The following is a 22,995-nucleotide window of genomic DNA, read 5'->3' as shown; positions in this document are numbered from 1 at the left end:
GTCGCATGAAAAAAATCAGTATTGCAGCTTTATTGGCTTCGGCATTGTTTATGAGTTGCCAACCAACACCCGAAGGATATGTCATTGAAGGAGAAGTTGACGGTATGCAAACGGGCAAAATCTATTTAAAGTCCTTCCGTAACAAAATGTTCTTTGACGTAGATACTGCTGATATTGTTAACGGGAAATTCTCCTTCCAAGGAAAAGTTGAGCAGCCCTTATTGTACGGACTGGCTACCGACGACATGAGTTACCCAGCACAATTCTTCCTGGAAAACCAGAAGATGAAGCTTAAGTTGGATGCTGAAGATGGCGAAATTGAGAAAATAGAGAATTCGACCCTCAACCAGTTATTCCTTGACAAACAAGACGACGTACTGGAAGAAGGTTTTGATATCGACAAATTAGTCAGTGAAAATCCGGCATCTCCGGTGGCTGCATTCTTTCTATATCGCTATTTTACATACCAGCTGCCTCTTGAACAGTTAAAAGCTACACGGGCCAAGCTATCTCCTACTCTTGCATCTTGCCCGTATGTCAAAGACCTGGATCAGATTATCACGACATTGGCAAGTGTACAGATTGGTCAGCCGGCTCCAGCCTTTACGCTTCCGGATACTGCCGGGGTAAATATCTCATTGGCCGATTTCAAAGGGAAATATGTGTTACTCGATTTCTGGGCATCGTGGTGTCCTCCATGCCGGAAAGAGAATCCGAATGTAGTAGCCGCTTACCAGAAATATAAAGACAAGAACTTTACCATCCTAGGGGTTTCGCTGGATAAAGATAAAGAACGATGGATAAAAGGAATCCACGACGACCATTTAACATGGACGCACGTATCCGACTTAAAATACTGGGACTCGGAAGTTCCGGCGTTGTATGCTGTTCGCGGTATTCCGGCCAACTTCCTGATTGATCCGGAAGGCATCATCATTGCCAAAGACCTGCGTGAAGAAGCGCTACAAGAAAAACTGGAAGAATTACTGAAATAATAAAATTCCATTAGATGCATCAATTCGTATTCCGCTTACTGCTTTTCGGCTTGTTCATAACCGGGAACTTAATTTCCGCTTATGGACAGGAAGAAGGTCTTGCATCTTATTATCACAACCGTTTTCATGGTCGGAAAGCGGCAAGCGGATACATTCACGACAATGACGATTATGTGGCGGCACACCGGACATTACCTTTCGGTACCTTTGTCCGTGTAACGAATCTAAAGAACATGAAGAGTGTCATTGTCTCGATTATGGATCGCGGTCCCCGACGTAAAAGCCGGATCATTGATGTGTCCCAGTCAGCAGCCGAAGCTCTTGATTTTATCAAGGCTGGCGTTACGCGGGTACGCATTGAAGTCGTTCCAGGTCCGGTTGATCTCCGGTATCTGGATTTAATGCGTCCTACGATTCCATTTTTACCCATAGAACAACAAAAGGAAACGCCTCCTTTTATTTACCCCAAAGAATAAACACAGGCAGAATTAATCTATATATAATATGAGAACAGACACAGCAACCGGATTAGTCCTTGAAGGAGGAGGCATGCGCGGTATCTTTACGGTAGGCGTATTGGACTGTTTAATGGACAATCAGCTCTGGTTTCCTTACGTGATCGGAGTATCAGCAGGAGCCAGCAATGGCATTTCGTACATTTCCCAACAGCGCGGACGTTCTTATTTCAGTAATATTGAGCTACTGAAGAAACATAACTACATTGGTCTGAAACATTTGTTGAAAGGGAACGGATACATCGACCTCCATTTCCTTTTCTATGAATACCCGGATAAATATTATCCGTTTGACTTCGAAGCCTACAAAAAATATCCCGGCCGGTTTGTCATGGTAACCAGCAATTGCTTGACCGGTCAGGCTGAATACATTGAAGAAAAACAGGATTACAAACGGACACTCGACGCATGCAAGGCTTCCTGTACTTTGCCTGTGATGTGCCCGATATCGTACGTGGACGACATCCCCATGGTTGACGGAGGTGTCTGTGATGCAATTCCCATCCGGCATGCCATCCAAGACGGTTTCACGCAAAATGTCGTTGTCTTAACTCGCAACAAAGGATATAGGAAACCGGATAAGGAATTTCACCTGCCCTCTTTCATCTATCACCAGTATCCGGCCATACAGGAAAAATTACGGCTGCGCTACAAGAACTACAACCAGACGCTCGATTATATTGATTCGCTTGAAGCTGAAGGGAAAGTGCTTGTCATCCGCCCTGAAAAGCCTTTGCAAGTGACTCGTACGGAAAGGAATACAGCCAAATTACAGGATTTATACGAAGAAGGATATGCTTGTGCACAACAGCTGAAAGAGCAACTAAAAGGACTTTGCAGCCCACTAAAATGATACGCTATCAAATTTCCGCACACAAATATAAGCATTTAAACTGAATTAAACCATATTATAGTTTAAAAACACACAAAAAAAACCATAATACAAAGACTATCAAAGAACTAATAAAAGTCTATATTTGCGATTGTTTATAAAGAAAAACAAAACTAACATCTAAGTTAAAACTAATTATCTTATGGAGAAAAAAAGAGTCTATACCTTCGGTAATGGCCACGCTGAAGGAAAAGCTGACATGAGAAACCTGTTAGGTGGAAAAGGAGCCAATTTGGCTGAAATGAATTTAATTGGAGTTCCTGTTCCTCCTGGCTTTACAATTACGACTGAAGTTTGTAATGAATACTTTGAAAAAGGGAAAGATGCTGTTGTTGAACTGCTAAAAGATGACGTAGAAAAATCTATCAAAGGTGTAGAAGTTTTGATGAAATCTAAATTCGGCGACGTAGAGAATCCGCTTTTGGTTTCTGTTCGTTCGGGAGCGCGCGCTTCCATGCCGGGCATGATGGACACAATTCTTAACTTAGGTTTGAACGACGAAGTAGTTGCCGGCTTAGCCCGCAAAACAGGAAACGAACGTTTTGCCTGGGATTCTTACCGCCGTTTCGTACAAATGTACGGAGATGTCGTATTAGGAATGAAGCCGACCAACAAAGAGGATATTGATCCGTTTGAGGCAATTATCGAAGACGTCAAGAAAAATAAAGGCATACGTCTGGATAATGAACTGGAAGTAGCAGACTTGAAAGAGCTGGTTGCCCGCTTTAAAGAGGCTGTGAAAGCACAGACGGGAAAAGATTTCCCAAGTGACGCTTACGAACAGCTTTGGGGAGCTATCTGTGCCGTCTTCGATTCATGGATGAACGAACGAGCTATTCTCTACCGCAAAATGGAAGGTATTCCTGCTGAATGGGGAACAGCAGTCAATGTTCAGGCCATGGTATTCGGTAATATGGGCGACACATCGGCTACAGGTGTTTGCTTCTCACGTGATGCAGCTACGGGTGAAGACCTGTTCAATGGTGAATATCTGATCAACGCACAAGGTGAAGACGTAGTAGCCGGAATTCGCACTCCGCAGCAAATTACAAAGATCGGCTCCCAGCGCTGGGCTAAACTGCAAGGTATTTCAGAAGAAGAACGTGCCAGCAAGTATCCTTCCATGGAAGAAGCCATGCCGGCTATCTATAAAGAATTGGATGAACTCCAGACAAAACTCGAGAATCATTATCGCGACATGCAAGATATGGAATTTACCGTTCAGGAAGGTAAATTATGGTTCCTGCAAACACGTAATGGTAAACGCACGGGTGCTGCCATGGTACGTATCGCCATGGAGATGCTGGATCAAGGTCTGATTGATGAGAAGACAGCCGTTTTGCGCTGCGAACCGAATAAACTGGACGAGCTTCTGCATCCGGTATTCGATAAAGAAGCGTTGCGCCAGGCAAAAGTATTGACTCGCGGTCTGCCTGCTTCTCCAGGTGCCGCCTGCGGACAGATTGTTTTCTTCGCTGAAGATGCCGCTAAATGGCGTGCCGACGGTCATCGCGTCGTACTCGTCCGTATTGAAACCTCGCCGGAAGACTTGGCTGGTATGACAGTAGCTGAAGGAATCCTGACGGCTCGTGGAGGTATGACATCGCATGCAGCTGTTGTTGCCCGCGGTATGGGTAAATGCTGTGTATCAGGTGCCGGAGCTATCAATGTAGACTACAAGGCCCGCACTGTTGAAATTGAAGGCACGTTATTGAAAGAGGGCGATTTCATTTCGTTAAACGGAAGCACGGGTGAAGTTTACCAGGGAGAAGTTCCGACCAAGGCAGCAGAAGTATCGGGCGATTTCGCCAAACTGATGAAATTGTGCGACAAATATACCCGATTGAAAGTACGCACCAATGCAGATACACCGCATGATGCCGAAGTGGCACGCAGCTTTGGTGCCGTAGGTATCGGCTTGTGCCGTACTGAACATATGTTCTTCGATAACCAGAAAATCATTGCCATGCGTGAAATGATTCTGGCTCCGGATGTAGAAGGCCGCCGCAAGGCATTGGCAAAATTGTTGCCTTACCAGAAAGCAGACTTCAAAGGCATCTTCAAAGCCATGGATGGTTGTCCGGTAAATGTACGTCTGCTCGATCCTCCTTTGCACGAATTCGTTCCTCACGATCAGAAAGGCCAGGAAGAAATGGCAAAGGCCATGGGTGTTACTGTTGAATACATCCGTCAGCGCGTAGAAAACTTATGCGAACACAACCCGATGTTAGGTCACCGCGGTTGCCGCTTAGGTAATACATATCCTGAAATTACGGAAATGCAAACTGAAGCCATCTTGGGCGCTGCCATCGAATTAAAGAAAGAAGGTTATGATCCTCATCCTGAAATCATGGTTCCGCTGACCGGTATCTTATATGAATTCGAGGCTCAGGAAAAAGTAATCCGTGCAACAGCAGCGGCATTGTTCAAGAAAGAAGGTATTGAAATTCCGTTCAAGGTCGGAACTATGATCGAGATTCCGCGTGCCGCTTTGACAGCCAACCGTATCGCTTCGCGTGCTGAATACTTCTCATTCGGAACAAACGACTTGACGCAGATGACCTTCGGTTATTCTCGTGACGATATCGCTTCCTTCTTGCCGGTTTATCTGGAAAAGAAGATCCTGAAAGTCGATCCGTTCCAGGTACTCGACCAGAATGGTGTAGGTCAATTAGTACAGATGGCTGTAGAAAAAGGCCGTTCCGTTCGTCCGAATCTGAAATGCGGTATTTGTGGTGAGCACGGAGGTGAACCTTCATCTGTGAAGTTCTGCCACAAAGTCGGATTAGACTATGTTTCATGTTCTCCGTTCCGTGTGCCTATCGCCCGCTTAGCTGCCGCACAAGCCGCGGTCGAGGAATAATCTCAACAAAATCAAGGCTTCTTGAAAAGTGTTTGCGATAAGTTTTCCAAGCATAGCTAACCTTGCTGATTTTGAGAAGCTTTTCCGAGCTGCCCAGGCTGCTGTTGAGGAATAATTCCTAGATAGAATTATCATATTATAGCATTATCAGGCTGTAATTACCGGTTTTTCGGTGGTTACAGCCTGTTTTGCGCTTGGACGGTTCGTGCATTTGACCGCACTATTCGAGCCAAATGAACAGAAATGTTTGCTCTATGTTTACCCCGAAAAGCACCATGTTTTCCACTGTTTACCCCGGATAATTCTGATGTTTTTTAATATGTAAATTCAAATCGATTATGACGACATTAAAAGTAACCGTAAAGAGACCGAAGAGTGATGGACTTTATACAGTCTATATTCGAGTGACGCATGCGCGTAAGTCCGTTTACATAAATACCAATAAGGTAGTGGACGCAGCGCATATTTCCGACAGTGGTGAACCGACAGACCCGGTGGTAAAAGAACATTGTTCACGATTGGTCCGTGAGTATATGGATCGGTTGAACCGTGTGGACACAACCGCCTGGGACGTGAAGGAAGTGCTGGAGTATTTGCAAGAGACCAATCAAGATGTCTGCTTCAGCGAATATGCCCGGGAGTTTATCCGGAAGATGGCCAATGACGGGCATGAGCGTAATGCCAAGAACTACAAGCTGGCAGTAAACCATCTGGAACGCTTTGTGGGGTCTAACAAAGTTATGTTTAGCTACCTAACCTCTGCTGTTCTAACCCATTGGTTGGAGTATCTGTCCAAAACCAACCGGGCAAAGGAAATGTACCCCACCTGTGTCCGGCAGATTTTCAAGAAGGCTCTGGTCGAGTTCAATGATGACGAACGGGGTATCTGCCGCATCAAGTTCAACCCGTGGCTGAAGGTACAGATACCGAAGTCTGATACCACGACGAAGATTGCCATCAGTGCAGAAGCCTGCCGTGAGTTCTTCAACCGCCCCTTGCCCAAGACCAAGATGCTGGCTTCTACTCCCGAACTGGGAAGAGATGTGGCACTTCTTTCCTTGTGTCTGGGTGGCATCAATACAGTGGACCTCTACTTGATGAAGAAGACCGACTATCGGGATGGCATCATCTGCTACAAACGAGCCAAGACCCGTCACAGCCGCAAAGATGAAGCCTACATCGAAATGCGGGTGGAACCCTTCATTCAGGCTACCTTTGACAAATACCTTTCTACCGATGAAAACGATGAATACCTTTTCGTATTTCACAGCCGTTTCACGGATTCCGACAGCTTCAATGCAGGTGTAAACATCGGTATCAGAAGAATTTGTACGGACATGGGAATGAAGAAGGAAGACTTCTACCATTTCTATACCTTCCGTCACACTTGGGCGACCATCGCACAGAATGACTGTGATGCCAATCTGTATGAAGTGGCCTTCGGTATGAACCATAGCCATGGTATGAATGTGACTCGTGGTTATGTGAAGATAGACTTCTCACCTGCCTGGAGGCTGAATGCCAAGGTAATAGACTTCATCTTCTTCAGCACCAAGAAGAGTAAGCAGGGAAAGGCAAAGGATCTTGGTGCGCCACAGGACAAGATGTTCCGCATTTCACCCAAGATGATGATCTATGCCCGTGCCTATTTCAAAGGTGAAGTGATTGCTGAGTTGACCGACATCGGGTTCAGCAACGTCGATGAAGTCATTGACAAGCTTGTGCCGATGTTGCGCAAGGACATACCCGACGGCTGTAATGTTCAATTCCGTCTGACGAATTGTGATTCTCAAAAAGAAGCTGTGTATGAACGCAGTAAAGGAAAAGGATTTTAAGTAAGATGTGTTGTTATGTGGAAAGCCATCCATTTCATTGCCTCAAATGAAATGGATGGCTTTTGCGTAGAACTATGTTTGATGGGACTTACCCCTTGGGCTTTTGGTAAGGTTATGTAGCATTTAACCAGAGGGAAAACACTTGTTCCTTCCCCATAAGCCACACTACCCTTTGCGGTTAAGTGCAGCTCGTTTGACCTCCGGCTACCTGGCTTTATTTCGGCGGTGGAGAGGAACGCAGACTGGCAAAGACCAACACGGCGACAAACACCAACAGCTTCCATAGCAGGACAAAGGCATGTTTCAACAGCCACACCGCCAACTGAATCAGATTAATGGCAAGCCACAGACCCAGCTTCAGCACGATGCAGAACACGAACACCACCGGTACCAGATATATGAAGAATAACAGTAAAACCATAACATACATTTTAAGTGATTGACTACCCGTATATAGGGTGTTATCTATACTCAAATATACTAATAATCAACGAGATAAGGAAATTTTCCAGTCTCTTTTTTATGTATTTTGGGTCACTTTTTCACCTGGTTCTCAGGCTGTTTCAACCTCCAAACCAAGGTGCAGACAACAGCGAAACATCGGTAGCATGAACATTCATGCAGTCGTTCTTCCGTCAATGCTTCAAATGCACTTGGTCCAACAAAAAGATAACAAAAAATGTTTGACCACATGTTGGACCAACTTCTTTTCCCTCTCGTTCTTTGACCATCGTTCGCAAGCGCCCAAAATCCTTTTCCCTTGAAGTATGATACATCAGCGCAAGGTACATGACGCGACGGTTTGCCGATGAACATCTATATGCTTTGAGAGTTTCATGAACCAAGAGTTCAAGGGACTTTCAGAATGGGCAAACCCGAACACGCTTGTTTGCCTATACCTATATATAGATTGCTTCGTTCGTTCCAACTTGAGAATATCTGTTCTGATGTCGGAGCCATCAAGCTACGCAGATGGACTGTACCACGGAAACAAAGCTGCAGGTACATCCATTTCTTTGTAAGCAGCATCAATGTAACTTATATTCCGTAGAGCTGATGACCGCTGTCGCAAATTAACCTTGGAGAATGTATCTCACGAATGTCATCCTCTGCTGACCAATCCCCAATGTATGTTGAACCGACAACCCCCGTAACCGGGGTTCCATGGTGCAGACGACCCGCATTTCATAGTACGCGGAAAGCCTGGTAATCAAGTAAGTTGTACAGAAGATTTCTCCAAAGAATGATGTTGTGCATTTTTGTTCTTCGCAAAATTTTGCGGTAATTTGGGTCGAGAAATACCCGGGGAGCCTTCGAACTGCGTTGCATATGGAGCCAAGCAAGTTGTACCCTTGTCATTACAAAACAAGTTTTGTCCTCACAAGGGTCACTTGCCGACTGCCGTGCAGCGGAGCGATGTGCATCGCTGTTTCGCTTCGCGAAAGAGGTGTCCGGGAATCCGAACAACTAAAGTCAAGGCATATGAAGAACCAGCGTACCAAAGTATTTCAGTTACGGCTTACCTCCGATGAACTGTTGAATCTGAAGGAAAAAGCCGTTCCTTACCAGTCTGTGAGCAACTATATCCGGCAGGCCGTGCAGGAATTTACCCATGTGGATGTCAGACAGCAGATTGAGATGATGCAGGACTTGCGAGCATTTTACCGGAAGTTCCAGAACGAATTGTCCTGGGCAGGCAGTAACTTGAATCAGTCGGTCAAGCGGGCCAACGAACTGGCGGTCGCCGGACTGCTGGCACCCAGTTATGTGTATGAGGTCCTGCTTCCTTCGATTCAGGATATGCAGGACACCTTGAACAAGCTGAAGGAGGATCTTGAATTGCTGCACCGAAACTCACGGCTGATGCGGTAAGCACATTCACCATTCAGCGATATGGCATACCTGGAACCTTGGAGCCTCCCGATTGGGCATCCGAGGTTTCGTGTTTTTTAGCCCCCAATTCCTTGTTTCACGAATCACCCAACAAATGAACATACCATGATAGCAACCATCCTTCCCGGAAGCGCCGACTTCCATGCCGTCGGCTACAACGAACACAAGGTCTTTAAAGGAGTGGCCACCCTGCTGGAGATGCGGAACTTCGGTGGACTGGACGCTTCGGAACATCCGACCGCCAAACAGCTGGTGCAGTTCCTCCAGCTCTATAGTTCCCAGAACAGCCGGATTCAGAAACCTCAGTTCCATGTAGCCATCTCCTGCAAGGGCCACGAGATGACGGAACAGCAGTTACTTGATTTCGCGCACCAGTATCTGCAGGAAATGGGGTATGCCGAATCCGGACAACCCTGGCTCATCTATGCGCATCACGATACAGACAACACTCACTTGCACATTGTGACTTCGAGAGTGGCGCCCGACGGTCGCAAGATACAGCACGACCATGAACGCAGGCGCTCGCAGGTGGTTATTGACAAGATACTTGGAACCGACAGAACACAAAAGACAGAGAAAGACATCGAGGCCGCCAAGCAGTACAGTTTCTCCTCCTTTGCCCAGTTCAAGGCCGTGATGGGAACCATGGGCTATGAAGTTTTCCAGAAAGACGGGAACGTCTTCGTCAAGCAAGGCGGCCGAATCCAAAAGAAACTCCCCCTGACAGAGATTGAAGTTCTATATAAGAAAGGTTATCAGGACAAGGCACGCAATCGCCAGCTGAGAGCCTGCCTGAAGAAATACCGGGATGTATGCGCCAATAAGGAAGAACTGCAGAAGGAAATGAAGAAGAATTTCGGCGTGGATGTGGTCTTCTTCGGCAAGAAAGACAAACCCTACGGCTACATGCTGATTGACCATGCCAACAAGACCGTCATTCATGGTGCCCGGGTTCTAGCCGTAGAAGAACTCCTCGACTTTGCTACTCCCGAACAACGCTTTGATCGGATTGAAGCCTACATTGGCCAGTTACTCCAGCTGAACCCCAAGATAACCCAGGGAGAAATCTTCCAGAAACTCAAGAAACAGCATGCCTATATAAAGAAAGGTGTCATCTTCTACGACGGCCAGTCCCGACCTCTTCCGGAAGAAATGGCAGCAGCCATCAACCGCAACAACCGCATCAGCTTCATCGAGAAGTTCCGTCCGCAGAATGAAGCCGAAGTGGAACTGCTGTGCAAGGCTTTCAAGGTGGACCGCCCGGATATGGTAAGCATCTCCACGGAGCGTCCTCCCAAGTATGCCGATTCCGTCAGCCGCCTGCATGAAATCTTCAGTGATTCCGAAGTGAAGTCCCCCCGCAGCGCCATGTACCAGGAAGGCTTCATCATCCGTCAGGTCGATGATACCTACTATGCCATCAACTTCAAGGAACATATCCTGATCAACCTGAATGAAGAAGGCTTCGATGTGGAACGGGTGAAGAAGAAATCCAAGAAGCCAAAGCGCCAGGGAGTGCCGTTCAAGAAGTCCAAGAAGAAGACGCTCAATCCAGTCAAGAGTTTGCAGCGGAAGTCGCATCAAGGACTGGGCAAACTCCGGAAAGAAGGTGTCGGCAGCCACAGCGCCAACCGTGAATGGGAAGTCGGCAAGAAGACCAACTACGACGAAGTGGACAACGGCCACTCCATGAAATGGTAAATGAATGATGGACAGATGATTGAATATTGTTTGATTGAAGGAAATCTTCGCATTTTCAGTTTCATGGGACTACCTTCTGTAATCTTTTCGGGCATATAGACAGAAAAACTCCGGTAAAACAGCTCAAAATACAAAAGTTTGCCCGATTCCCTGCACACTGATGTTGTGCATTTAGGTTATCAATATCCTGGAATTTATTTTTGCTTCCGATTTAATTCAGACGAAAAACAACATGATACAGACACCTGTCATAGTAACCTTTGCCAACCAGAAGGGAGGTGTCGGAAAAACCTCCCTTTGCGTAACCTTCGCCAATTACCTGGTGACGAAAGGCGTCCGTGTGGTCGTTATCGACTGCGACTTCCAGCACTCCATCATGAAGTGCCGCAAGTCAGACATCAAGCGCTACGGAGAAGAACTCATCCCCTATGAAGTATGGTCCTACGAAGTCAACGACAACAATGCCATGACCTCGCTGGTCGAGAAACTCCATAACGACCCGGAGATAGACGTGGCGCTGATGGACTCACCGGGCAGCCTGATGGCCAACGGACTGGTGCCGATGTTTGTCAACTCCGACATCATCGTTGTGCCTTTTCACTATGACCTGGTAACGGTTCCCTCCACCGCCAGCTTCCTGATGTTTTTGGATCGGCTCCGTAAAATGGTCGGTGCAAAGATGAAAGCCCGGCTCTTCATTGTACCCAATCAGCATGATCTCCGTGTGGGCAGGCGCTCGGAACTCCTCCTTTGGGACAACACCCGGGAAACCTTTTCCAACTACGGGTATGTCACCGCCAAGATTCCCAAACGGGCAGACATGGAAAGGTTCAGTACCATTGCAGGTCTGGATATGGCCTTGCCGATAGCAGCCCAAGTTTTTGACAAGCTGTATTCCTGCATCTTCGACACCCTGGACCCTCTGCGGGAAGTGGAACTCTCCGGCATCCAGCTCACGGAAAACCTCTATCCCAAGAGCGGAAAGAAAAAGTATCAGGCCGCCGCCACATCCATCGCCCTGTCCGAGGACGCAGCAGAAGATGAAAGTGAAGCAGCAGAGCCAGACGATAATCAACTCAATCAGTAACCATCAAAATAGCATTGCGTATGAAAAATGACATTCCGGCATTGGATGACCTTATGCAAGGCATCAATGACCCCGACATCATTCTGGCAGACGAATCGCCCGATATGTTGGAACCCACACCCCAATCTCACAAGGAGGAAACAACGGAAGAGAACACCGAAGCAGTCCTTTCTCCTCAGGTTGAACAGGAAAGATACTGGAACGACTTCCTGAAACATCTGGAAGCCTCCGATGAACAGAACGACAAGAGCGAAAGGCTGGTCTGCAGGCTGGACCGCGACCTGGCAGACTCACTCGACGACTGTGTCATCTACAACCGTAGCCGCTCCGACATGGTCAATGCCATCGTCCGCTCCTTCTTCGATGCCTACCTGCCGCAGCTGGCCCAGTTTCGCAGGGAAAAGAAATCATTGTTTACCAACTTCAATCAGCAAGCCTATGAGAAAGAGAAGAACTAACTGGACCGAACAGAAAATAGCCCTGCTCGTCCAGCTGTATCCCATCGAAACCACACCCCACACGGCACAGGTGCTGGATATGAGCGAACGCTCCGTGAAGATGAAGGCACGTCAGCTGGGGCTCAAGAAGATGGAAAAAACCCGTTGGCTCGAACGTGCAGACTACATACGCAACCACTTCGGGCACCGCTCCTTTGCCGAAATCGGAAAGGATCTCGGTGTGTCCAGAGAATATGTGCGGAGAATTGCCGCCAATATGGGCTTGAAGCGTACCCCATCGGAAGACTTCAACCTCTTTTCAAGGATTCACACCGACATCATGCGTCGGGAAAGACGCAGGGTCATCTTTGGGCTGAGTCCCATCACCCGCATTAAGGTTGTGTCCAACCGGGCCCGAGTCCGCCTCCGTTCCTGGCTCAGGTCACAGGGCTATGTGGCCGGAGAGGAATACGGCATACTCTACTATCCCGATCATATCCGTCGAATCAAGGAATCGGAAATGAGAGGCGCCAAACTGGGATTCCGTTTCCTGCCTTTTCCGGTCGAAGCCACGGTGGTATTGTCTAACCTGCTATAAAGAATCAATCATGACCTATGGACAAATAATCTCGATCCTCTTTGTGGCGCTGTTATGCTACTATGCCTTCTTGATTGTGATGGACATCCAGCGAGCCAAGGCAGCGGAAGCGGCAGAACAAGATAACCATGTAGAGGAGGATATAGACATATCGGACGAAGCCCAGTCTTTCCGACCTCACAAGGTGAGTCGGGAGGAACCGAAGAAAGAAGAGGAAAAGAAAGAAGATTCTCCAAGCGAGAATGCTTCTGAAAACAGTCAGCATGACGATGCTTCTCCAACTCAATCGGATGCCGATACTTCACAGGAATGGAAAGAAGAAACCGAAGATGAACAAGAGGAATCAGACAATTCTGAAGATGTGTACAATGAAATTGAATCTGGTACTACAACTCCTTCACAGGCAACTGAATCGGATAACGAACAGGAAGCAGCTTCTTCCCAATCTTCTGATGATGAAACGACCGAGGGAACTGCTGAAGAAGAATCTGAAAAACCTTCTGGCGAACAAGCATCCGAAGAAAGTACCGATGACGACCAACCCTACCGCTCACCGACCTATCGAGAAGCCATCCTGACAGACGGCATTTTGGTGGATGACATCTTCAAAGCCATCGACCAGTTGGCCGAAACCGGTGAATGTGACCTGGGTACCATTATCTATCACTGCGAAAGCATGCGATATGCCGGGTAATACACCCGATACTACTTGGACGAAAGTCCACCGTTCCTTTAGCGACCTCTGATACTTGAATGACCTCTGTTTCTTTGGCGACCTCTGTTCCTTTGGCGATGAAATCCATTATCAAAGAAATATACAATGAAACAACTCAATCAACTCGTATGCGGAAACGAAAGCATCTTCCGCTCTATCCAGCGTTCTTCTGAAAAAGCAGTCAACCGCCTTATGGCCTGCAGTGTGGTACAGAAATGCCTCATGTTCATCTTTGCCCTTACGGTATCGGTCGGTGAAGCGATGGCAGGCAGCAAGGGAGCCGCAGGCTTTACCAAAGCCACCCAGGAAGTGAGTTCCTACCAGACTCCGGTGTCAAACTTGATGAAAGCGATTGCAGCCGTTATAGTTTTAGTAGGAGCTTTTAACGTTTATTTTAAGATGCAGAACGGCGACCAGGATGTCAAGAAAACTATCATGCTGACCATTGGCGGATGTATTGCATTTATCGCTCTTTCTGAGGCTCTTCCGCTCTTCTTTAAGTAATCCAATCTGTCAACATTCTATCCAGAATTATGACGATGAATCAGGAGGGTTATCCCGTTTTCAAAGGCTTGCAGAAACCGCTGGAGTTCATGGGCATACGCGGTCGTTTCCTGACTTTGGCAGCAGCGGCCATCGGTGTGTCATTCGTGGGTTTTATCGGTTTCTCCATCGCTTTGGGAAAGCTTGCCGGGTTCATCGCCATGCTGGTGATGGCAGTGGTCGGATTGGTCACCATTTACGTCAAGCAGCGTGGCGGTCTCCACAACAAACGGCGGGCAAAGGGTATCCATGTTTACAAGAATCTGAGACGTAACTCGTAAAATAAAATGAATGATTATGGCACGTACCAAGAAAAGAATATTTGACGGCCTTTATGCGCAGCTGGAGGAAACGGACGGCAATGTCGTCCTTTTTTCAGCCAAGGGGGAACCGTCGGTTATTTTCGAGATAATCAATCCCGTGCAGCAGCTTTGTACCGATGCGGAGCAGTACATGCTCTTTCAGGATGTGCTCTCCAATGTGGTACAGACGCTCGGCGAGGGTTATGCCCTGCAAAAACAGGACGTGCTCTGCAAGCAGTCCTACCACCATGAGGTGCCGGAGGATGCAGAGTTCCTAACCAAAAGCTACTTCCGTTACTTTGAGGGAAGAGAATTTACGGAGATACGTACCTACCTTATCCTCACGCAGGAGGCACAGCACAGCCAGTTCGTTCAGTACGACCCGAAGAGATGGCTGGACTTCCATTCCAAGGTTTCCAAAGTGAGCGACATTCTCAAGGAGAAGAATATCAAGCATCGGAAGTTGACCAAGGAAGAGGTGAACGAGTATTGCCACCGCTTCATGGCCTTCCAGTTCCGGCATGGTCCGTTCTCGATGACCAACTTCAAGGCATCAGACGAGTATCTGAAAATCGGCGACCGGGTAGTCCGTTCTTATCCGCTGGTGGATATAGACGAGATTAACCTGCCTTCGCTGGTGAAGCCCTATACTCAGATGAACATCAACGGCTACGGCATCGCTACGGACTTGTTCTCTTTTCTGACGAGTGTGCCCCATGCTGATTGTGTGGTGTTCAACCAGGTGGTACAGATACCGAACCAACGAAAATTGCTGAGAAAACTCCAGGCAAAGGCCAAACGTCACGGCTCCATGCCTGACCCGAGCAACAAGATTGCGAAGGAAGACATTGAGGAAGTGCTGGACCGCCTGGCTGTGGACAGCACGCAGTTGGTTTATTGCAACTTCAACATTCTGGTAAGCTGCCCGGCAGACAAGGTCACCCCGGTCACTTCCTATCTGGAAACCAAGCTGTATGAATGCGGCATCATGCCGTCCCGTACCGCCTACAACCAGTTGGAATTGTTTACCGACAGCTTCCCCGGCAACGGCTATGCCTTCAATCCGGACTATGACCTCTTTTTGACGCTCTCCGATGCCGCTCTGTGCTTCTTTTTCAAGGAACATCTAAAGGGCTCGGAAGATACTCCGCTGACCACATACTACACCGACCGCCAGGGGCTGCCAGTGTGTATTGACATCACAGGGAAAGAGGGTAAGGTGAAGATGACGGATAATGCCAACTTCTTCTGCATCGGACCTTCAGGAAGCGGGAAGTCATTCCACATGAACAGCGTGGTTCGTCAACTATTAGAGCAAAAGACGGATGTGGTTATGGTCGATACGGGTGATTCCTATGAAGGTATCTGTGGTTACTACAAGGGAACCTATATTTCTTACTCGAAGGAGAAGCCCATCTCCATGAATCCTTTCAAGGTAACAAAAGAAGAGTATGACTTGAACTTCGGGGAGAAGAAGAACTTCTTGAAGTCTTTGATATTCCTGATATTCAAGGGTAACGACTTTCCAAGCAAGATTGAGGACATGCTCATCAACCAGACCATCGTGGAATACTACGAAGCCTACTTCCAGCCCTTCACCAAGTTCACCGAAAAGGAACGTGAAGGGTTGAGACAAAAGCTGTTGGTTGCCTCCAAGATGGAAGAAGACTACGACAAGTTCTCCCACAGCATGGAAGACATTGATGCCCAAATCAGAGAAGCCGAAAGGGACAAGCAGGCAGAAAGCAGGGCACTCATGCTTCCGGCAGAAGCCCGGCGACTCAAGCTGCTCCGCCAGTGCCGTTCGCTCTATGCCCTTGCCCAGGATGAAGCTGCCAGCAAAGGGGAAAAGGAACGTGCCCTGCAGATTATCGAGAACTACAAGAAGGAACTCTACAACAACTCCATGCTTATCAAGATAGACAAGCAGATAGACCACATCGAGGAACAGAAACGCAGACTGAAAGTCCGGGAATTGTCCTTCAACTCTTACTATGAGTTTGCATTGGAACGCATTCCGCAAATCGTGGCACAGGAGAAGATTCAGTTCAACATCCGAGACTTCGCTGCCATCCTGAAGCAGTTCTACCGAGGAGGCGAACTGGAGATGACCCTGAACTCCGACCTGGACGTGAACCTCTTCGATGAGCAGTTCATCGTCTTCGAAATCGACAAGATTAAGGATGACCCCGTGCTGTTCCCGATTGTGGTACTCATCATTATGGACGTGTTCCTGCAGAAGATGCGTATCAAGAAAGGACGAAAGGCGCTGATTATTGAGGAAGCGTGGAAGGCAATTGCTTCGCCCACCATGGCAGAATATATAAAATATTTGTACAAAACGGTAAGAAAGTTCCACGGCATAGCAGGTGTCGTTACTCAGGAGTTGAACGATGTGATAGATTCGCCCATCGTGAAGGAAGCCATCATCAACAACTCCGACGTGAAGATACTGCTCGACCAGACCAAGTTCAAGGACCGCTACGAGGACATTGCCGCCATCCTGGGACTGACCCCCATCCAGAGGCAGCAGATATTTACCATCAATGCCCTGAACAACCGGGAAGGACGCAGCTATTTCAAGGAAGTCTGGATATGCCGGGGACAATACTCGGATGTGTACGGTGTGGAGGAAGCACCGGAATGCTACTGGGCTTACACTACCGAACGTACGGAGAAGGAAGCCCTCAAACTCTATCTGGCCCACTACGGAACCATGCAGGAAGCCATCACGCACATAGAGGCAGACCGCAAACGGGACGGCGGGCATAAGTATCTGGAATTTGCCAGAAAAGTCAATCAACATCAAAAAGTCATGTCATTATGGTCAAGTTAAGATTCCTGTTGATGGCGGTACTGATGCTTGCCGCTTCAACGCAAATGTATGCCGGATGGCGCATCGTTGTGGACAAGAACTGCATCAAAATCGTGTCGTCCAACCTTGCCGCCCAGAAACTCATCGAGGAACAGCACAATGCCCGGCTGGACACCATCGCCGCCAAACAGCAGAAGGTGGAACTCTATTCGGTCAGCATGGCCACGATGAAGGAACTCTACAAACTGTCGATGCAGAACATCTCCGGTTTCGGTACGGAGAGCCTGTACTACAAGGAAATCGGCAGCTGTGCCCTCGATATCATCCGGAATGTGCCGGAACTGATAAAGACGGTCAGCAAGGCGAAGTTCACCAACCAGCTCTACTGCCTGACGGAACTCGGAGGGCTGGTGATGGAAACACAGCAGCTGGTGGGCAACTTCGTAAACATCGTGAACAATGCGAGGATTCCCAATCCGCTCAAGGGAGAAGGCACTGCCGAGAAGAAGAGCGACGGCTATAACATGCTCGACCGCTACGAGCGAATGTCACTGGCCAACTCCATCTACACCAATCTGAATGAGATCCGCTACAAGGTGGACGGCATGATGCTCATGGCACAGTATGCCACGCTGAATGACCTCTGCTTTGCCATCGACCCCGAGGGATGGGCCAACGTGATGACCATGCGCAACCAGGTGGACGGACTCGTATCGGACTGGAACGGACTGGTGGCTGCTAACTAAAAGATGAAAAAGCTATGGAACACTGGAAAAAGAAATTGGGCGCAATCTGTTTGATGCTATTCCTTCTGGTGCCGGGTACGGCCACCGCTGTAGTCATACCCAAGGACCTGCCGACCATTGAAGCGCTGATAGCCCTGCACAAGTGCATCAAGAAGGACGAGGACCAGGCACTGGGCAGAGTGGCCACCAGTTTCGGGGAGCAGTCAATGGTCACCAAAGGCGCCAACAAGTTCAACGAAGTGCGGACCGCGCTAAACACCAAGATGAGCAATGCCCATTCGTACCTGGTACTGGCCGGAGCCATTTCCTCCACCGCCAACTCGCTCTACATGCTGGTCAAGGAGTACAAGGACTTTACCTCCAACACTTTCAAGCATGTCAAGAAGAAGCCCTTTGTGGGATGGTATTATGCCGATGCCAACGTGGCGATAGCCCGGGAAGTGAAGCACTGCTACAAGCTCTACGCTTCCGTGGCCGCTTCGGGCATCAACCTGATGAAGGCTTCCATGGACGAGAAGCTGAACCTGGTGATGACGCTCAAAGCCACCATCGACAAGGCCCGTTACATCGTGGACAATGCGAACCTCTACTGCTTTCTCATTACCGACTGCGGCTGGAAGCCCGACTACATCTGGGAAATACTCAACTCCAACGTGAAGGACGAGATAGCAAATCGTGTCATCAATCAATGGAACAAAGGATATGTCAGCTAAAGCAATCATCACAGGCATCATCGCACTGATGCTGATGGGGTGTCCCTATAGCGGACATGCCCAGCGTCCAACCAAGGACAAGGAAAAGGCCCGGCAGTGGCAGTCCATGGAGAACGGTCCATGGGATTTCGCACCGGACTGGTACTACTTCCTGTTGCACAAGAAATACTCGGGCGCGGAAATGTACTGGAAGTGGGCAGGATTTCAATCCGGCTTCCGGGTACGTTTCAAGGAGCACAAATCCAACGTGAAACGCATCATGCCCACCCGGGTAACTGCGGAAGAGACCCAGCGGCAGAAAATCAAGAAGGTGGAGGAAGAGCGGCAGAAGATGGAGGAACTCTATCAGGAGGAACTGCTCCGCGAGGCAGACCGCAACGTGGACCTGATGTTCCCTTCCTACAAGGACGAGTTCAACCGGATGCAGGACTGCATCACCGACGGACTGCTCTACTGCATGCAGAAAAGCAAGGGCAAGCTCCAGTACCAGGTGGACGAACTGAGCCGCCAGAATGAAATCCTCTGTGCCGACATCGCCTACATCCACAAGATGGGAGTCGGCTACGGACTGGAGAATGCCAAGCGGCAGAAGGCTTACGAGGAAGCCCGGCAGAAGATGGAAGAACTGGTCAAACGGACCGCCAACCTCTGCGCGGTGGCTTCCACGCATTATTAAAAGGAATATGTAACGAAAATAGAATGAAAATATGAATCTACTGTTAGTACCATTAACCATCGGATTGCCTGCCATTGACGAGAGTCTGGACAAGCTGCTGGTCGCCATGGAAACCTTTCCCAATGTGGCGGTGCTGGGTGATGCCATCGGACTGGCACGCATCCTCGGCCTGTTGCTGGCGCTCTGTGTAGGCTCCTACGAATGCTGGATGATGATGCTCGGGCGGCGCGGCATGGACGTGATGAAACTCCTGCGCATCATCGGCATTTCCATCTGTATCTCTTCTTCCTCGTGGATCTGTCAGGCCCTGCAGGTTCCCGGCAAAGGACTGGAAACCGCTACCAAGGCCATGGCAAAAGCCAAGAACAAGGAAGTGGCCGCTTTCGAGTTGAAGGTGGCGCAGAAACAGAGTGAATACCTCGACCGGCTGAGAGCCGTACAGGACTCCATTTCCACCGCCCAGCAGGTAGCCGCCATCGGACAGGATGCTGCCTGGTGGGACAAACTCATCTACAACGTGGAGAATCTGGGCAACACCATCAACAACTATGCCCAGCGGGCAGCCGTGGCGGCTGAAACCAAGATGAGCGAATGGATCAACGATGTCATCCGTTTTGTGGGGGAACTGATATTCCAGATGTCCTACTACGGCATTCTGGTGGCGCAGCGCATCTTCATGGCCATCCTGATGATTTTCTGTCCCATCATGTTCGCCCTGTCCCTGGCGCCGCCCTGGAATTCGGCCTGGAGCCAGTGGATGTCGAAGTTCCTTTCCCTCTCGCTGTGGGGCTTCGTCACTTATATGTGTATCTACTACATCGACTTCATTCTGCTCTATAACCTGCAGCAGGACCTCATAGCTTACAACCACCTGCTTCATGGTTCGGTAAACTCCTGGGAACAGATTGGCGCACTGGGACTGCAGGGCATCGGCTCCAACTGCATGTATGCCATGGGAATGCTGGTGGGTGCCTATATCATCCGCTTTGTGCCCGAAGTGGCTTCGTGGCTGATTCCGGGCGGTGTCAGCTCCGGTGCAGGTTCAGCAGCCGGCAGTACCGTGATGGGCATGACAGCGATGGCAGGAGGTATGGCAGGAAGTGTGGTCGGCTCTGCAGCCGGCGGTGCCGCTTCTTTGGTCAGACCGAGCAAATCCAAGAACAGCAACAACAAGAAGTAATCACTCAAACCATTCCCTATGCTTATAGAATCCTTAGCACAGAAAACGAAACTCGCCCTGATGACGGTGCTGGCCACGATAGGTGGCTGCACCCTCATCTGCGGGTTCACCGTCTGGTGCTGCATCTCGCTCGTGACAAAAGAACGGGAGCAGATTTACATACTGGACGGTGACATTCCCTTCCTGGCACAGCGTGCCCAGCTGGAAGCGAACTTCACGATGGAAGCCAAGGCGCATATCCAGCTCTTCCATCAGTATTTCTTTAACCTGCCTCCCGACAACGACTACATCAAGTGGACGGTCGGCAAGGCAATGTATATGGCAGATGGTACTGCCCTCAAGCAGAAGCAGGCATTGGATGAGAACGGATTTTACTCTGATATCATCTCTTCTTCAGCGGTGTGTACCATCATGTGTGACTCCATTCAGTTCGACGAACATGAACGGAAATTTACCTACTACGGAACGCAGCTCATCAAGCGCCGTACTCGGGACCTGAAACGCTCCATGGTCACTACAGGCTACATCGAATCAGTTCCCCGTACCCGGAACAATCCGCACGGTCTGATGATTACGAATTGGAGGACGCTGGAGAACAAAGATTTAGATTACTAACCTATAGAGAATAAGTACCCCATGAAATCATTCAGAAAGACACTTCAGGAAAGCAGGCTCAAGACGCATCACCTGATACGCTCCTGGCTGCAACCCAAGTTGGGAGCCGTCGGCACCAGGTATCGTCTGGCAGGACGCATCCGTTTGGCCAACATCTGGGCAAGGAAGCATCCCAGACGCACCTTTGCTTATGTCACCGGTTCGCTGTTTTTCCTGCTGGTAAGTACCGTTTTAATAGATGGTGTCGGACAGCAAAATAATCGTGAGCCGGATGTCAGCAGTATTGCCCAGTTGGAACCCGTGTTTGCTGGGTTCCGCACCATTCAGGCAAACAAGAGCATCCATCGTTCCACGCTGACAGAGTTGACCCATGAAGGGCAGCTGATCCGGGAGGAACTGGACTCGCTCATTGCGATACCACGTAAAAGCCATCAGGACTCCATCCACATCGTACAAAGTTACAACCGGCTGGAATCCATCGTCAAATCACTTCAAAACAATGACCATCCATGATCAGAAAAATCAATTTCAAACAGCCCAAGTACATCTTCCCGTTGGTGGTGTTCATTCCCCTGTGTGCCCTGGTGTACTTTGTGATGCAGACGTTCGGGGGCGGCGAAGATGCCCAGCAGACGGTTGCCACCGACCGCATCAATACGGAACTGCCGCAAGCCAATGCGGAGGAAGCCGGAGACAAGATGTATGAGATGTCGCGCCGTTTCGGGGACGAGGATGCCTTTACCGCCGTCGGTGCCATCGGAGAAGAACAGAAAAAAGCCGAAGAATTGGAGCACGGCTACAGCGAAGACGAACTCAACAAGCTGGATGCAGCGGAAGCGGAACGCATCCGTCAGCAGCAGGAAATGGAGGAACTGGAAAGGTCGTTGGCCGAATCCAGAAGACATATCAATTCCTTTGCATACGGGGACAATGCTCCTTCCGGAAATAGGTCTGGTAATGGAAGCAGAACCGCTTCATCAACAGCTACTGATGGCTATACCTCACAAGATGACTTCGCTAAAGACCTGGAAGAAATCCAACGCAGGAGTTACGAACGTCAGAAGGCCATTGAAAGCGGGTTGGGTATCGGGCGCTTTGACCGGGATGAACAGGCAGAGAAGCAGCGGAAGGACTCCATTGCAAGGGTCCGTCAGGCTGAAAAGGAACGCAACCGCCCAAAGCTTGTCATCAAGTCCGGTGATACCAATGCGGAGAAGTTCCACACAGTGACCTCACCTGATGATGTAGCGGAAGCCAAGCTCATTCGGGCGATGATTGACCAAACTACCAAAGCCAAGGAAGGTACTCGTTTACGCTTCAAACTTTTGGATGACATTACTGTCAGCAATACCAAGTTGAAGAAAGGCACCTACCTGTATGGGACAGTGACAGGCTTTGGACAGCAGCGAGTGAAGGCTACCATTACCAGTATTCTGGTCGGTGATAAGTTCATTAACGTGAAACTTTCTGTGTTCGATAATGACGGCATGGAAGGGTTCTATGTACCGGAAAGTTCTTTCCGTGAGTTCGTGAAGGATGCCAGCTCCAGTGCCGTGCAACAGAACATCAGTTTTGAATCGGAGGATGGCTACGGTTCCGGTATTTCCGGTGAAGCCCTGGCACTTCAAGCCTTGCAAAATGTCTATAACTCAGCTTCTTCGGCCATCTCGTCCAACATCCGCAAGAACAAGGCGAAAATCAAGTACAACACGATTGTCTATCTGATTAACTCGGAGGAAGCAAGGTAAAAGGTCAAGAATGAAAATAGGTAAACTATCTTACTAATCACAGAGTAAGTAAGGTTACAAGCAATAGAGTAAGCAAGTTTACAAGTAACGGAATCAACAAATAATCAAATCAGTAAATCATAAGAA

At 48.8% G+C, this 22,995-nt stretch carries 22 protein-coding genes; 21 read left to right on the top strand and 1 reads right to left on the bottom strand.

The window, feature by feature from the left end; genetic code table 11:
• Positions 1–5 precede the first annotated feature (5 nt).
• The 5 genes from NEE14_RS01655 (at position 6) to NEE14_RS01635 (ending at position 7,100) form a co-directional block, all read left to right on the top strand.
• Entirely contained in the window at positions 6–995 is a 990-nt protein-coding gene (locus NEE14_RS01655; RefSeq protein ID WP_251967699.1) for a TlpA disulfide reductase family protein, read from the top strand.
• A 14-nt stretch (positions 996–1,009) separates the two neighbouring features.
• Entirely contained in the window at positions 1,010–1,471 is a 462-nt protein-coding gene (locus NEE14_RS01650; RefSeq protein ID WP_251967698.1) for a septal ring lytic transglycosylase RlpA family protein, read from the top strand.
• A gap of 28 nt (positions 1,472–1,499) precedes the next feature.
• Positions 1,500–2,363, top strand: a complete 864-nt coding sequence (locus tag NEE14_RS01645; RefSeq protein ID WP_251967697.1) for a patatin-like phospholipase family protein — start codon at positions 1,500–1,502, stop codon at positions 2,361–2,363.
• A gap of 181 nt (positions 2,364–2,544) precedes the next feature.
• Positions 2,545–5,265, top strand: coding sequence for a pyruvate, phosphate dikinase (gene ppdK, locus NEE14_RS01640; RefSeq protein WP_251967696.1), 2,721 nt, complete (start codon positions 2,545–2,547; stop codon positions 5,263–5,265).
• Between the two features lie 338 nt (positions 5,266–5,603).
• The gene (locus tag NEE14_RS01635; RefSeq protein ID WP_005938473.1) at positions 5,604–7,100 is read left to right on the top strand and encodes a tyrosine-type recombinase/integrase; all 1,497 of its coding nucleotides are present in this window, start codon (positions 5,604–5,606) and stop codon (positions 7,098–7,100) included.
• A 214-nt stretch (positions 7,101–7,314) separates the two neighbouring features.
• On the opposite strand, the gene NEE14_RS01630 is transcribed toward NEE14_RS01635, so the two are convergent.
• Positions 7,315–7,521: a hypothetical protein gene (locus NEE14_RS01630; protein ID WP_005938468.1), complete on the bottom strand. Its 207-nt coding sequence runs from the start codon at positions 7,519–7,521 to the stop codon at positions 7,315–7,317.
• Positions 7,522–8,582: 1,061 nt separating this feature from the next.
• Here NEE14_RS01630 and NEE14_RS01625 point away from each other — a divergent pair.
• From NEE14_RS01625 to traM, 16 genes are all read left to right on the top strand, one after another.
• The gene (locus tag NEE14_RS01625; RefSeq protein WP_005938465.1) at positions 8,583–8,972 is read left to right on the top strand and encodes a hypothetical protein; all 390 of its coding nucleotides are present in this window, start codon (positions 8,583–8,585) and stop codon (positions 8,970–8,972) included.
• Between the two features lie 126 nt (positions 8,973–9,098).
• Positions 9,099–10,694 (top strand): relaxase/mobilization nuclease domain-containing protein, encoded by a 1,596-nt coding sequence (locus tag NEE14_RS01620; RefSeq protein ID WP_005938462.1) that lies wholly within the window; start codon positions 9,099–9,101, stop codon positions 10,692–10,694.
• A 232-nt stretch (positions 10,695–10,926) separates the two neighbouring features.
• Positions 10,927–11,781, top strand: a complete 855-nt coding sequence (locus NEE14_RS01615; protein ID WP_005938460.1) for a ParA family protein — start codon at positions 10,927–10,929, stop codon at positions 11,779–11,781.
• Positions 11,782–11,801: 20 nt separating this feature from the next.
• Complete coding sequence (locus tag NEE14_RS01610; protein WP_005938457.1) at positions 11,802–12,239, top strand: hypothetical protein; 438 nt, start codon at positions 11,802–11,804, stop codon at positions 12,237–12,239.
• Complete coding sequence (locus NEE14_RS01605; protein ID WP_005938454.1) at positions 12,220–12,816, top strand: hypothetical protein; 597 nt, start codon at positions 12,220–12,222, stop codon at positions 12,814–12,816. The genes NEE14_RS01610 and NEE14_RS01605 overlap by 20 nt, the downstream gene beginning before the upstream one ends.
• Positions 12,817–12,826: 10 nt before the next feature.
• Entirely contained in the window at positions 12,827–13,510 is a 684-nt protein-coding gene (locus NEE14_RS01600; RefSeq protein WP_005938452.1) for a hypothetical protein, read from the top strand.
• A gap of 213 nt (positions 13,511–13,723) precedes the next feature.
• Complete coding sequence (locus NEE14_RS01595) at positions 13,724–14,035, top strand: DUF4134 domain-containing protein (protein ID WP_050560719.1); 312 nt, start codon at positions 13,724–13,726, stop codon at positions 14,033–14,035.
• Positions 14,036–14,064: 29 nt separating this feature from the next.
• Entirely contained in the window at positions 14,065–14,355 is a 291-nt protein-coding gene (locus tag NEE14_RS01590; RefSeq protein ID WP_005938448.1) for a hypothetical protein, read from the top strand.
• 16 nt (positions 14,356–14,371) lie between these two features.
• Complete coding sequence (locus tag NEE14_RS01585) at positions 14,372–17,212, top strand: TraG family conjugative transposon ATPase (protein WP_005938446.1); 2,841 nt, start codon at positions 14,372–14,374, stop codon at positions 17,210–17,212.
• Positions 17,200–17,937, top strand: a complete 738-nt coding sequence (locus tag NEE14_RS01580) for a hypothetical protein (protein ID WP_005938444.1) — start codon at positions 17,200–17,202, stop codon at positions 17,935–17,937. The genes NEE14_RS01585 and NEE14_RS01580 overlap by 13 nt, the downstream gene beginning before the upstream one ends.
• Positions 17,938–17,951: 14 nt before the next feature.
• Positions 17,952–18,650: a hypothetical protein gene (locus NEE14_RS01575; RefSeq protein WP_005938442.1), complete on the top strand. Its 699-nt coding sequence runs from the start codon at positions 17,952–17,954 to the stop codon at positions 18,648–18,650.
• A 28-nt stretch (positions 18,651–18,678) separates the two neighbouring features.
• Complete coding sequence (locus NEE14_RS01570) at positions 18,679–19,326, top strand: DUF5045 domain-containing protein (RefSeq protein ID WP_372588037.1); 648 nt, start codon at positions 18,679–18,681, stop codon at positions 19,324–19,326.
• Between the two features lie 31 nt (positions 19,327–19,357).
• A complete protein-coding gene (locus NEE14_RS01565) occupies positions 19,358–20,506 on the top strand; it encodes a hypothetical protein (protein WP_005938439.1) in 1,149 nt (382 codons plus the stop codon).
• A gap of 18 nt (positions 20,507–20,524) precedes the next feature.
• Positions 20,525–21,121, top strand: coding sequence for a conjugative transposon protein TraK (gene traK, locus NEE14_RS01560; protein ID WP_005938437.1), 597 nt, complete (start codon positions 20,525–20,527; stop codon positions 21,119–21,121).
• A gap of 21 nt (positions 21,122–21,142) precedes the next feature.
• Complete coding sequence (locus NEE14_RS01555; protein ID WP_005938435.1) at positions 21,143–21,634, top strand: hypothetical protein; 492 nt, start codon at positions 21,143–21,145, stop codon at positions 21,632–21,634.
• Positions 21,634–22,869 (top strand): conjugative transposon protein TraM, encoded by a 1,236-nt coding sequence (gene traM, locus NEE14_RS01550; RefSeq protein WP_025066792.1) that lies wholly within the window; start codon positions 21,634–21,636, stop codon positions 22,867–22,869. Before NEE14_RS01555 ends, traM begins: the two co-directional genes overlap by 1 nt.
• The last annotated feature ends 126 nt before the right edge of the window (positions 22,870–22,995 follow it).

The sequence above is a fragment of the Parabacteroides sp. AD58 genome, from assembly GCF_023744375.2.
Classification (GTDB): Bacteria; Bacteroidota; Bacteroidia; order Bacteroidales; family Tannerellaceae; genus Parabacteroides; species Parabacteroides absconsus.
Note: the sequence above shows the minus strand (reverse complement) of the source record. Positions and strands in the feature narration are given on the sequence as shown.

What these genes read in the sequence shown, in the direction of transcription:
- ppdK (WP_251967696.1), top strand. Translation starts at nt 2,545, where the DNA reads ATGGAGAAAAAAAGAGTCTATACCTTCGGTAATGGCCACGCTGAAGGA.
- NEE14_RS01590 (WP_005938448.1), top strand. Translation starts at nt 14,065, where the DNA reads ATGACGATGAATCAGGAGGGTTATCCCGTTTTCAAAGGCTTGCAGAAA.
- NEE14_RS01645 (WP_251967697.1), top strand. Translation starts at nt 1,500, where the DNA reads ATGAGAACAGACACAGCAACCGGATTAGTCCTTGAAGGAGGAGGCATG.
- NEE14_RS01570 (WP_372588037.1), top strand. Translation starts at nt 18,679, where the DNA reads ATGCTGATGGGGTGTCCCTATAGCGGACATGCCCAGCGTCCAACCAAG.
- NEE14_RS01580 (WP_005938444.1), top strand. Translation starts at nt 17,200, where the DNA reads ATGGTCAAGTTAAGATTCCTGTTGATGGCGGTACTGATGCTTGCCGCT.
- NEE14_RS01630 (WP_005938468.1), bottom strand. Translation starts at nt 7,521, where the DNA reads ATGGTTTTACTGTTATTCTTCATATATCTGGTACCGGTGGTGTTCGTG.
- NEE14_RS01610 (WP_005938457.1), top strand. Translation starts at nt 11,802, where the DNA reads ATGAAAAATGACATTCCGGCATTGGATGACCTTATGCAAGGCATCAAT.
- NEE14_RS01650 (WP_251967698.1), top strand. Translation starts at nt 1,010, where the DNA reads ATGCATCAATTCGTATTCCGCTTACTGCTTTTCGGCTTGTTCATAACC.
- NEE14_RS01620 (WP_005938462.1), top strand. Translation starts at nt 9,099, where the DNA reads ATGATAGCAACCATCCTTCCCGGAAGCGCCGACTTCCATGCCGTCGGC.
- NEE14_RS01615 (WP_005938460.1), top strand. Translation starts at nt 10,927, where the DNA reads ATGATACAGACACCTGTCATAGTAACCTTTGCCAACCAGAAGGGAGGT.
- NEE14_RS01585 (WP_005938446.1), top strand. Translation starts at nt 14,372, where the DNA reads ATGGCACGTACCAAGAAAAGAATATTTGACGGCCTTTATGCGCAGCTG.
- NEE14_RS01595 (WP_050560719.1), top strand. Translation starts at nt 13,724, where the DNA reads ATGGCCTGCAGTGTGGTACAGAAATGCCTCATGTTCATCTTTGCCCTT.
- NEE14_RS01600 (WP_005938452.1), top strand. Translation starts at nt 12,827, where the DNA reads ATGACCTATGGACAAATAATCTCGATCCTCTTTGTGGCGCTGTTATGC.
- NEE14_RS01575 (WP_005938442.1), top strand. Translation starts at nt 17,952, where the DNA reads ATGGAACACTGGAAAAAGAAATTGGGCGCAATCTGTTTGATGCTATTC.
- NEE14_RS01655 (WP_251967699.1), top strand. Translation starts at nt 6, where the DNA reads ATGAAAAAAATCAGTATTGCAGCTTTATTGGCTTCGGCATTGTTTATG.
- NEE14_RS01555 (WP_005938435.1), top strand. Translation starts at nt 21,143, where the DNA reads ATGAAATCATTCAGAAAGACACTTCAGGAAAGCAGGCTCAAGACGCAT.
- traK (WP_005938437.1), top strand. Translation starts at nt 20,525, where the DNA reads ATGCTTATAGAATCCTTAGCACAGAAAACGAAACTCGCCCTGATGACG.
- NEE14_RS01625 (WP_005938465.1), top strand. Translation starts at nt 8,583, where the DNA reads ATGAAGAACCAGCGTACCAAAGTATTTCAGTTACGGCTTACCTCCGAT.
- NEE14_RS01605 (WP_005938454.1), top strand. Translation starts at nt 12,220, where the DNA reads ATGAGAAAGAGAAGAACTAACTGGACCGAACAGAAAATAGCCCTGCTC.
- NEE14_RS01635 (WP_005938473.1), top strand. Translation starts at nt 5,604, where the DNA reads ATGACGACATTAAAAGTAACCGTAAAGAGACCGAAGAGTGATGGACTT.
- NEE14_RS01565 (WP_005938439.1), top strand. Translation starts at nt 19,358, where the DNA reads ATGAATCTACTGTTAGTACCATTAACCATCGGATTGCCTGCCATTGAC.